Raw genomic sequence first — 10,402 nt, 5'->3', positions numbered from 1 at the left:
AACGCATCGACAAACCAGCGGAGTTGCAGGACGCCGCCGCCAAAGCCCTGAAGTCGCCGGAATTGATCCGGTTGGACAGGGGGTCTTTGCCGCGCTTCACCACGCGGGACTACCGCGCCGCCGAAGTCAGCCTGCACCAATCCACGAATGACCTCACAAACAAGACCGGTTTCGCAGTGGATCAGCGCCATGTTGGCAATGCCATCTCGGATCAAGACAGGCGCATGAAGCGCGCTTTTGGTGGGCAATTGAGCGCGGAACAACGCGAAGGATTACAGCATATCCTCAGCGCAAATCGCCTGTCCTGCGTGGTTGGTCTGGCCGGGGCTGGCAAAAGCACCCTGCTTGATACGGCGCGGGATGCATGGCAGCGCCAAGGATTTGTCGTGCATGGCGCGGCTTTGGCGGGCAAAGCTGCGGACGGGCTGCAAGAGGCCTCGGGCATACCAAGCCGAACTTTGGCGTCACTAGAGCTGTCATGGAAGAACGGGCATGAACCGATCAAATCCGGCGAAGTGCTGGTCATTGATGAGGCGGGCATGATCGGAACGCGACAGATGGCGCGTGTGGCGGCGAAGATGGATGAGATCGGGGCAAAACTGGTGCTAGTTGGCGATCCCGATCAGTTGCAGCCCATCGAGGCAGGCAAACCCTTCCGAGACGTGATCGATCAACACGGCGCTGCGCAACTGACCGAGATCCATCGTCAGCGCGAGGATTGGCAGAAACAGGCCTCGAAAGAGCTGGCCGAGGGACGCTCAGACAAAGCCCTCAAGCTTTATGTGGAGCGCAATGCGGTTTCTGAAAGCAACGACCGTGACGACACCATCGATCATCTGGTGCAGGCCTACAGGATGGATGTCGCGGTGAATAGCGACGGCGTCTCGCGGCTGGCTTTTGCCCATAAACGCAGGGATGTGTTTGCGCTGAACCAAGCCATTCGCGCAGCCCTGCGCGAGGATCAGGACACACCGCCGACTGAACTGCTTTACCAAACAGACACAGGCAAACGCGCCTTCGCTGCGGGTGACAGGTTGGTCTTTGGCAGGAATGACAAAGACTTGGGCGTCAAAAACGGGATGCTTGGGACGGTCGAACAGGCCGGGCCAGAGGAACTCTGCATCCGCCTCGACGGCGATCAGCCGCGCAAGGTGCGGTTCGACCCACAGAGCTATCAAAGCTTCGATCACGGCTATGCGGTCACCGTGCACAAATCCCAAGGGGCGACGGTGGATCACGCCTATGTGCTCGCCTCGCGCAGCATGGATCACCACCTCGCCTACGTCGCCATGACCCGCCACCGCGATCAGTTGCAGGTCTTTGTGGACCGTGGCGACAGACCCGTTTGGGCGCGGGCTGCACCAGATCGCGACCATCGCAAACGCGACGGACCAGTTCGATCCGGCCCATCCATGGGGTAATCTTTTTTCCGGCTCGGACGGAAATGCGGGCAGCCCAACGGGCTGACCGCGCAAATTTTGAGGCCCATGACAGATAAAAGCCGCCCCAACGAGGCGGCCTCTTCGTTACGCGGCATCTTGGAGGTCTAGCTTTTCCGTTGCTTCCTCTCGATAGCTGCCCTGCGGGAAAGACATAAAACGCGGCATCCAGTTGGGATCGGCTGGTTTGCGGTTGCCGTTCAGACAGGCGGTCAGGATATCACGCTGCACTTTGGCGGTGCTGGTGATGTGTTCGGCGGCAGCGTTTGTACCTGCGAACTCTCTGATCATGCCATTCAGCACCTGTTTGTCCCGGATTAGGGCAAAGAAGGTGTCTTCCGGTTGCCAGTGATTGGACATCTTCGTGCCAAGCGTCTGCGCCAGAGCGTCGATCACAGGGCTATGAACCGATAGGCTGTCCGCCATGAGGAAGGTCAGGATACGCAATACGTCATCGTCTGCCAGCGTCATCAGGTGGGTCAACGTCTTGCCCATGTCGGGACGGGTCACATACCACTCGCCGCGCTCGGGCAGGATTTGCGCTGTTTCGATGTCCAGAAATTCCGCGATGGCTTTGCGTTCTTTTTCAAAGGATTGCTGCGCTGAGCAGGCCTCAAGGCTTTCTGCAATTTCAGGCTTTGCAGCTTTCTGCGGGTCACGTTCAACCTGCCACAGCGATGATCCCGCCAACATATGCGCCGCAATCAATCGCAAGGCCAAACCTGTCTGCCCCAACATATCGGCGCGCACGGCGGCATGGCGGTGCAGATCAACATAGTTCTGCGCGGCTTTGGTAAGTTCCGGTTTCTCGACGGGTGCGGTGTCAGCTTTCTCGCGCCGTTTTGCCTCGGCATTGGTGATATAGCCTTTGTGGAACGTCACTTCGCCCTGATTGGAAACGGTAACAAAGACCTTGCCACCGTCTTCTTTGGCGCAGCTACGATGATCCCAATTGGCAAAATACGCGCCTTGATCCATCACGATCACATCCGCCCAGCCCTTGGCTTTGAACGCCTCTACGGCCTCGGCGATTGCGGTGTTCTGCAATGCCCAGAACGCTTCGCAATCGGCAAAGTAGCTGTCTTCACCAAACAGATCAGAGACAACGGCAAGCCCGCTTTCTTCCACATCAAACAAGGCGTTCTCGGTCGGGATATGCGCCCCGCCAAAGAGCCAGTTCTTAAGCCGTTGCCCGGTTGGAACATAGGCATCTTCGTCTTTCATCAATGCCCACCAATCCTTTTGCTGCTTGGGCGTTGCCATGGTCAGATTGCGAATGTCGCCCGCATGGATCGCACCTTTGCGATAGGCTGTCAGTATCGGCGGATGCAGCCGCCCGAGCGCGAGGCGTTGGGTCACCATGCGCGGTGTAATGCCAAAGGTGGCAGCGATATCGTCTGCGTCGCGGCCTTCTTTGACCAGTTTGGCAAAGGCTTTGTATTGATCGACCTCGTCCATCGGCAGACGTTCGATATTCTCGGCAAGACTGGCTTCGATGGCTTTAGCATCATCGCCTTCGCTCATGATCAAGCATGGGATTGGATCAATGTCGCTGTCCTCGGCGATGATGCGACAGGCGTTCAGGCGGCGTTGTCCTGCGATGACTTCAAAGCCTTCATCAACAACACGCACCAAAAGCGGTTGCAGTACGCCAAGAGCGCGGATGCTGCATACAAGGTCGTCGCAGTCCTTCGCGCCGAATTTGCGTACGTTGAGCGAGGATACGGTTAGCAGTTCAAGTTCAATATGTTGCAGGGTCATGTCTATTCTCCATTCAAATTTCCGATGCGGGATTGCACCCTGAAACCGCTCAGGCAGAGCGGCTTGGGGCTGCACTCCCCCTCAAGCGCAGTGGTAAATCAGACGGGTTCCGGCAACCTCGGCTTCGGCGTAGTCCATGCCCAAATCGCGGGCGATGGCGTCATAGTCGATGTAGAATTGAAGGCGCTCGGGGATGTCGCCAAACAAGCCTTCCTCGACAAACTGCTCGGCAAGCTCGCGTAGGGTTTCGACAGGGTAAATCTCCAAATCGAAATCATCTGGCTGCGTGTCAGCTGTGAAGTCATAACCGCATTCGGCGACAGCAAGGATTACACGGGTTTTCTGATCGTCATCCCAATCTTCAACTGCTTTGAAGAACTGCGTGATGTTGCTTTGATAAAGGCCGATTGCCGCCGCCAAAGCACAATCAATCCGCTCCCCGTCGATAAACTGGATTTCGAATTCCTCGACCGGATCGCCGTAATCGTTCCGCAGCTTGGCGGCCTTTTCGGTATATTCCTCGGCAGTCTCAAAATAGAATCCGCTGGCTGCGAGGTCATAGGGTTGTGCATGTAACTGTGTCATTTTCTTTTCCTTCCTTCTTCCTCCCTGAGGGAGGGGTTGCGCTTGCAACCCTTGCCCCTCGGCGAGAGCGGGGGTGCAAATGGAAAGGAAAATCGGCGAAAGATGCTCTGCCTTTGACGGAGGCTCCAGCGCTCGCGCTGGAAACCGTCAAAGCAAGTATCTCTTCGATCTGTTTTGCTTGAAATGCGCTAGGGGCAGCGCCCCAAGTACGGGCGGCTTGCTGCCCCGCAAAAACGCCGGTGACAACCGGAGCGCAAGGGATTGAAGCCGCATGGCCGAAACTGTCAAAGACAGGTTCGGTTCACGAAAGCCCGTTCCGCCTGCGGATGCGCCCAAATAGAAAAAGGCGCAGCCAAAGCCACGCCTTTTCCCAAGGGAACTAATCGAATTACTTACACCGGTTCTCGTTCAAACAACTCACCAGTGTCGTCATGGTTTTCCGGCACACACCGCAACACCAGCTTTCCATCGACAGGCAAAGCATCCATGCGGACATTGAACCCTTGGCCATCCTTATGCGCCCAAGCCACACCGATCTTGCTCCAATAAGACTTGTCGCTGTCACCCGAAGGACTCACCGTGTAACCCAACATGAAAGGTTTGTTCAAAGCGGCTCTTTGGTTATTTGTTGGTTCTTCACTCATAAAATCTCCTTACTAAATACAGTTAATGAACTAGAACATTAATAGAACAAAGATGTGCGTGCGTGCAAGAATATATTCCTGATATCATACACTTGTATGGTATAGAGGGCGGAAACCGGACCTTCGCTACGGCGCGAACGAATGACCGCTATGGATACAGCTGGTTCTCGTTGCGCTGTTGGCCAGGAGCGCTTGCCAAGAACTAGACCGACAGTAGAGCGGGGCAGCTTCTCAGCTTAATCAGCCAAGCACGAACCGCAACGCCGCAGGTCAGAGTTGGCGAGTTTGAGGCTATCGATTCTTACTGCTCCACCATCAGTTATGCGACTGTATTCCTGATTTCCTCACCGATGGGGGCGCCTTCGATTATCTCTTTCTCATGCCACGCGACATTCTGTTGCGAGGCAGAAATTAGATCAACGAAAAGGAAGTGAAATGTCAAACCCACGCCCTATAAACGGCCCGTCAACAACCGGGAACGAGTCAGGCCTCGGTCGCGGAAACAATCCGCCTAAGGGGAAATAAGGAGCCTGTAGCCAGTATTGCACGGCATACAAAATGCTGCTGCAAAAGGCTCGGCCACAATAACTCTTGAAAGAAATGATTGGGATGGTGGTTGCACCGCCATCCCATTATTGAGGTGCAAAGTGTATTATTCAAAAGACAAAGAATTGAACAAAGTGATTGCAAAGGAAGTTAAGTCCGGTGCGCGGCATGTCTCCGGCAAGAAGCATGCCAAGCTTTTCTTGGAAGGCGGCGGCCTATTGGTATTCTCGCGAACGCCTAGCAATCGACGGGCGTTCCGGAACGTGAAAGCAGAACTATCCAGGTTGCATCGTCAACGAGCCGAGGTGTGACCGTGTCCGACACTCAGCCGATAGCTCAACTCCCGACCTCACATTCCGCACTCCTTTACGTCGTGTCATTGTTTTGCGCGCCCAAATGGCAGCACTCAGAACGCCGCCGCTACGCACACTCGGAGATGCGTTTGGTGGGAGGGACGGACCGAACGCTTGAGTTACTTGACCTGCTTCGACAGTCTTGGGGGCTCGAAGCTTCATCACGCCTTTGGGGCGATGCATTTGAACAGGTCTACAAGCAGATGGAATGTCTGGATGCGCTTGAACTTCACACGCGGACATATTCGGCAACTCCGCAGCAGGTTCTTTGGGTGCTTCTTGCGTTCGACGTTGCACCAGCGCTTGGCAGAACGTGGGGTTTTTGGTGTCAAGATGAGCCGCTCTTACCTCGGATGCCCGAAGACGATCTTTGGTTCTTGCCTCGTCAAGACCTTGCAAACCCAGTTCGTCTGATTTTGCCGGTCGAGACAGTTTTGTCATGGTGGTTAGAGCAGATCGACGCCCCCTTGGATCGGCTTTGGGGCGAATACGACGACGAAAGACGACGTACCCTCGACAATTGGAAATCAGGCCGGACGACGCCAGCTATTGCCAAGATTGCGAAGTGGTTTTGTGACGATCACAAATTTCCATACAAGGGCTCAGATGAAGCTCATCTGTCAACAGCGCAGCTTCGCTCGTTATTGCTTTGGGCGCGCGCGATTGAGCAAGCCTACAAGGATCTTGTCGGCTACTTGACGCCGGGTATCGCTCCGAACGATGCGGATCCTGTGCGCAACAAGGCGTTGCAATTGATCGAGCTCTTCAGATGGAGTCATGAGGCTACTGTCACGACGGACCCCACCAACCCAGCGGCCGCCGATCAGGCGTTCGTTGAGGCGCTACCACCGTGGGTGAAGGAAGGTCCGTTTCGTGTGGTTACACCAAATCGCTCTGGCAAACTTTTGGCAGCTGAGCAGGTGGCAGAATTTTTGAGCGGGGTGTTCGCGGCACTTCCTTGTGACGAAACGCTCCCTGATATTTTTGGAGTTCCAAAGCTGAGATCGCCCGCCACATTGACGTTTGACTTAGATCGAGCAGAACCGCGTCAAAGAGCACAGAAAAGCATTGAGCACATCCGAGTGGCTTTGCAGGGCAAAGACCTCGCCCGTCAGATTCAAGTTGCCGAAGGTTTGGCAAAGCTCCGAAAGTCGCCGGACATTGAAGAGTTCGAAGCAGATATTGTTTATCTTCATGCCCTGCACGCCCTGTCTTCGGGAAATTTCGAGGATGCGCGCCATCATGCCGAGGAGGCTCTAGGGCTCTGTTTGACGCGGTCCATCGGGCCACTGAAACTGGATATCGCAAAGCTTCACTTCTCGCTGGCTGTTGCTCAGGATGCGTTCAACCGTGCCAGTGCAGAACGAAGTTTTCGAATTCTTTGCAAATCAGTCCAGCCTCGAGATGCAGCTCGCTGGAAACTCGGCGAAGGCCCGATCGATTATTCAATGCGGTTGGCTGCCGCAGATCACTCGGCTTGGTTCTGGGGCAACATTGTTCGCCCGTATGAAGGGGTGGAAATCGAGGCACCGCTTCAAGAAAGTTCAGAGATCATTCGCGCATACGCAGGTTTGCTTTTCTCCGGCGCTTCAGAGGTGGGGGTGAGCTCCTTCAAAAAGAAGTTTGACGGCCAGTTAAAGCGCAAGTTGCGAGATGTTCGTGGCGACACGTTCTTCACTGTGACATCAAAGATGGTGTCGCATCTTTTATGTGCGATGCAGCAAATGCCAACCTATTCTGGGATCCCCAAAGAACCATATGAATTGGCCAATTCAATGGCCGCCACGCATTTAAGGCTGGTCAGCTTGCTGCCCACAGACGTTTTGGATGCGCAAGACTATTTGCAACAGACTGCACTGATGTTGGCGGCCGATCGAAAAGATGCCAACATGGTCAAAGCACTCGTGGACCGTCATATAGACATCGATGCGCAAGACGCGCTTGGTCGGACGGCATTACATTCAGCAGCCAAGGTTGGAGCTGATCGATGTTTTGAAATTCTCCTTGCTGCGGGCGCGAACCCGACGCTTCAGACGTACACAGGAAAGACACCTGCCATTTTTGCCGCAGAATTTGGTCGTGCAACGATCTTCGAGATGAGATTGGCATGCACCACATATCAAATCGGACAAGATGAGCTAGCTGATGCATACAAGATGGCTCAGAAAGCTTCCGATAATTTCAAGGCAAAGCGCAAGGCGTATGCCATTCAGGGATACGAGATCGCTGGACGGAAGGGCTTTCAGAGGATTGCGGAGTTGGCGTTAGAATTCCTGGATGAATAGCTGGCGGCATATTTTTGATCAGAGCGCTTTCCATAGGCAGTTAAATATATCCTTCCCACGACTTGCGGCGGATATTTGAGCGCTAAGCGGACTTCAGTTGCAACAATCGCCAAAGTCGGCTTTGGGCCGGGGGTGTCAGCCAAAATCGATCCCGAAGGCAGGCATGCTGCATGGCGGAGAATGACCGAATTGCGCCCAAACTGCTTGATACAGAGTCGGGCTCGAACGACCGCTAAGCGACATATGGCAATGACAGGCACATTTCAGACTGAACGATAAAGCGATCAGCCCCAAGCTTCAGCAAAAGAGAGCACAAGGCATTGTCAGAGGAATCGACATTGACCAATGTCAGCGAGCCGACTGTGGCTGCCGCAGCGAGGAGGTCTTCCAAAGCCGAGGGTTCGCTGGCAGCAATCTGATGCACGAGGCCACCTGCGCCGATGATGACTCCGCCTTTTTCATGCAAGAAGGGCGTCATCTGTGCGCCGGAAATGGATTCCGTGGCGTTTTGCCAAGATGGCTTCCAAGTCGAATACCGCTGAATGGCATTGGCAACGGTGTCGAAATCCGACAATTTGCATGAAAATAGATCAGGAGACGGATGATCAAGCCGATAGCAGTCGAGCTTTCTGGTCACATCAAATCCCAGCTTCCGATAGAGATGCTCAGCGCCTGTGTTTCCCTTGATAACCTCAAGCCAAAAGCTCTCGATCCCGGCATTCTCGGCCGCACGTATCGCCGCCTTACCCAAACGAGACGCCAATCCCCGACCTCTTTGCTCAATCCGTGTTCCGCTGCCTATTAGATACCGTTTGGTGTTCCGCGTCGCGACGTTCCAAAACCCGATGACTTCATTATCATCGATGGCGACAAAGGACGCCTCGGGGTCAAAACCTCTCGAGGCCAGCGCCGCTTTGAACGCGTCTGCATCTGGTTGCAACGGAACGATATAGTCAGAAAACGCGGCGAGCATGGCACTATGCAGAGCACCCAATTCAAGGCCGGATCCGGAAAACGAAATAATTCGTGTCATCTTCGTGCTTTCATAACCCCAGGATGCGCACAGACGCAAAGAACGGTTTTTGGCTCGACGCGCAAGTCGTTGAGGTCATCTTCTAATCAAACGGATATCATCGAGTTCCGTGTTCTTGGCTGGGTTGTTCCAAACAGACATACGCGACATTGCGGCGAACGCCCCCTTTGTCCCGCAGATTGTGCGTTCGATCAAATGCCAATTTTGCAGGCGCGGCGAATGGCAGGAGTGCGGGCTGCGACAGCAGCATCCCGAACGTGTGTCGAAGGTCCGCTTTGGGCCGTCCATGAAGACGGCCCTTCAAAGTTAGATTTCAATAGCTTCGGCTATTGCAAAGGTGTCTTCGAGTTCGGCCCCAAGATACCTGACTGTGCTGTCCGTCATAGTGAGCCCCAACAGGATCTGAAAAACCGGCAAACTCGCCTTTCGGCCGCCCCGACGAGACCGTCTTCTGCTACAACTAGATCGCCGACTTAGGCGAACTTACTTTTCGTCAAATTCCTGCCCAACAGTGGCACCTGCAATGAAACCGCCTGCACCACCGGCGACGGTTCCTACCATTGCACCGACCGCGCCTCCGACGGCGGCACCAACTGGACCTGCCACCAATCCAACAGCGCCTCCAACCTTAGCACCAGCAGCGGCTCCGGCCATCATGCCAACATTTCCTCCAACAACTCCGCCAGTAGCGGTGCCGGCCATACCGGCCTCCTTGCCCTCTCTAATAATCTCAGCTTGTTCGCCAATCCCGGCCATGAGGTCCTCCAATGAATTTTTTGGTTCTGTGCGACTTTGACACCCTCTATATTTGGGTTGCATTCAAAAGATTTCAACCAACCCACTTCAATGCAGACCACGCATTCACTTGTGCACTACAAATGCGAGTATTAACCCAACCTAACCTCGCAGCCGCAGCGAATGTCAGCAATGCGGGTTGCTGGCGCAGCATTGAAGGGCAATGGTCCATGGCCGCAATGGGCCGTCCCTTACGAACGGCCCGAAGGTTTAGATTTCAATAGCCTCCGAAATTGCCAAGGCGTCTTCAAGCTCAACGCCAAGATATCGCACTGTGCTGTCCATCTTGGTGTGACCCAGTAACAATTGAACGGCACGCAGATTGCCTGTCTTCTTGTAAATCTGTGTGACCTTCGTCCGTCGCATTGAATGCGTGCCATAAGCTGTAACTTCCAAACCGATGGACCCAACCCAGTCCCGCACGATCCGTGCATATTGGCGCGTTGAGATGTGCAGGCGCTCGTGGAAACGTCCAGGCCAGAGAAATTCGGACCCGACCATCAGGGGGTCTTCCATCCACTTTGCGACCGATGCCCGCGTACCTTCCGAAATTTCAAACCGAACCGGTTTTTGGGTTTTGCTTTGCAGTACGGACGCCCGCGCTTTGATCTGCCCTGACGCCATTACATCTGCGACTTTCATCCGGACGAGATCACAGCCGCGCAATTTACTGTCGATAGCCAGATTGAACAGGGCAAGGTCTCGATGGTTTTCCGCCAACTCGAGCCGCACGCGTATTGCCCAGACATGCTTGGGCTTCAGCGGGAGCTTTTGACCGACGATGCGTCCTTTGTTCCAAGCGGGCCGAAGCGCGCGAATGGCCGGTAAGTTTGGTGTTTGCATGATAGACCCTCCGATCCGCCATACCCTCCCACAGCGAAAACCAGACGTTGACGTCGCATTATATCATATGGATGTGCAAATGCAGCTAAGGTCCGAAAGGAGCCCAGTTTGACGAATG

General features: G+C 54.5%; 8 protein-coding genes and 1 pseudogene. 2 read left to right on the top strand and 7 right to left on the bottom strand.

Annotated elements, in window-relative coordinates:
- Positions 1–1,421 (top strand): AAA family ATPase (locus tag ACRBB0_RS25950; RefSeq protein WP_431377371.1); only part of this gene is annotated, 1,421 nt, incomplete at its 5' end.
- A 105-nt stretch (positions 1,422–1,526) separates the two neighbouring features.
- Here the strand turns inward: ACRBB0_RS25950 and ACRBB0_RS25945 are convergent.
- From ACRBB0_RS25945 to ACRBB0_RS25935, 3 genes are all read right to left on the bottom strand, one after another.
- On the bottom strand, positions 1,527–3,200 hold the full coding sequence (locus ACRBB0_RS25945) for a ParB/RepB/Spo0J family partition protein (protein WP_431377370.1): 1,674 nt from the start codon (positions 3,198–3,200) through the stop codon (positions 1,527–1,529).
- Positions 3,201–3,281: 81 nt separating this feature from the next.
- Positions 3,282–3,785: an antirestriction protein ArdA gene (locus ACRBB0_RS25940; protein ID WP_431377369.1), complete on the bottom strand. Its 504-nt coding sequence runs from the start codon at positions 3,783–3,785 to the stop codon at positions 3,282–3,284.
- A gap of 392 nt (positions 3,786–4,177) precedes the next feature.
- Positions 4,178–4,429: a hypothetical protein gene (locus tag ACRBB0_RS25935; RefSeq protein WP_431377368.1), complete on the bottom strand. Its 252-nt coding sequence runs from the start codon at positions 4,427–4,429 to the stop codon at positions 4,178–4,180.
- An 853-nt stretch (positions 4,430–5,282) separates the two neighbouring features.
- On the opposite strand from ACRBB0_RS25935, the gene ACRBB0_RS25930 reads away from it, so the two are divergent.
- Positions 5,283–7,613 carry an ankyrin repeat domain-containing protein gene (locus ACRBB0_RS25930; protein WP_431377367.1) on the top strand — a complete coding sequence of 777 codons (2,331 nt, stop codon included), beginning with the start codon at positions 5,283–5,285 and terminating at the stop codon, positions 7,611–7,613.
- 232 nt (positions 7,614–7,845) lie between these two features.
- Here the strand turns inward: ACRBB0_RS25930 and ACRBB0_RS25925 are convergent, their stop codons facing one another.
- From ACRBB0_RS25925 to ACRBB0_RS25910, 4 genes and pseudogenes are all read right to left on the bottom strand, one after another.
- Complete coding sequence (locus ACRBB0_RS25925; RefSeq protein ID WP_431377366.1) at positions 7,846–8,646, bottom strand: N-acetyltransferase family protein; 801 nt, start codon at positions 8,644–8,646, stop codon at positions 7,846–7,848.
- A 306-nt stretch (positions 8,647–8,952) separates the two neighbouring features.
- Positions 8,953–9,054 (bottom strand): annotated as a pseudogene (locus tag ACRBB0_RS25920) (integrase); the annotation flags it as partial.
- 75 nt (positions 9,055–9,129) lie between these two features.
- Positions 9,130–9,402 carry a hypothetical protein gene (locus ACRBB0_RS25915; RefSeq protein WP_431377365.1) on the bottom strand — a complete coding sequence of 91 codons (273 nt, stop codon included), beginning with the start codon at positions 9,400–9,402 and terminating at the stop codon, positions 9,130–9,132.
- Positions 9,403–9,651: 249 nt separating this feature from the next.
- Positions 9,652–10,284, bottom strand: a complete 633-nt coding sequence (locus ACRBB0_RS25910) for a tyrosine-type recombinase/integrase (protein ID WP_431377364.1) — start codon at positions 10,282–10,284, stop codon at positions 9,652–9,654.
- Between the last annotated feature and the right edge of the window lie 118 nt (positions 10,285–10,402).

It is taken from the genome of Pelagimonas sp. (assembly GCF_050633425.1).
Classification (GTDB): Bacteria; Pseudomonadota; Alphaproteobacteria; order Rhodobacterales; family Rhodobacteraceae; genus Pelagimonas.
This window is presented reverse-complemented; position numbering and strand designations above follow the sequence as displayed.

Coding starts and splice junctions, on each gene's coding strand:
- ACRBB0_RS25915 (WP_431377365.1), bottom strand. CDS start 9,402: ATGGCCGGGATTGGCGAACAAGCTGAGATTATTAGAGAGGGCAAGGAG.
- ACRBB0_RS25940 (WP_431377369.1), bottom strand. CDS start 3,785: ATGACACAGTTACATGCACAACCCTATGACCTCGCAGCCAGCGGATTC.
- ACRBB0_RS25910 (WP_431377364.1), bottom strand. CDS start 10,284: ATGCAAACACCAAACTTACCGGCCATTCGCGCGCTTCGGCCCGCTTGG.
- ACRBB0_RS25935 (WP_431377368.1), bottom strand. CDS start 4,429: ATGAGTGAAGAACCAACAAATAACCAAAGAGCCGCTTTGAACAAACCT.
- ACRBB0_RS25945 (WP_431377370.1), bottom strand. CDS start 3,200: ATGACCCTGCAACATATTGAACTTGAACTGCTAACCGTATCCTCGCTC.
- ACRBB0_RS25925 (WP_431377366.1), bottom strand. CDS start 8,646: ATGACACGAATTATTTCGTTTTCCGGATCCGGCCTTGAATTGGGTGCT.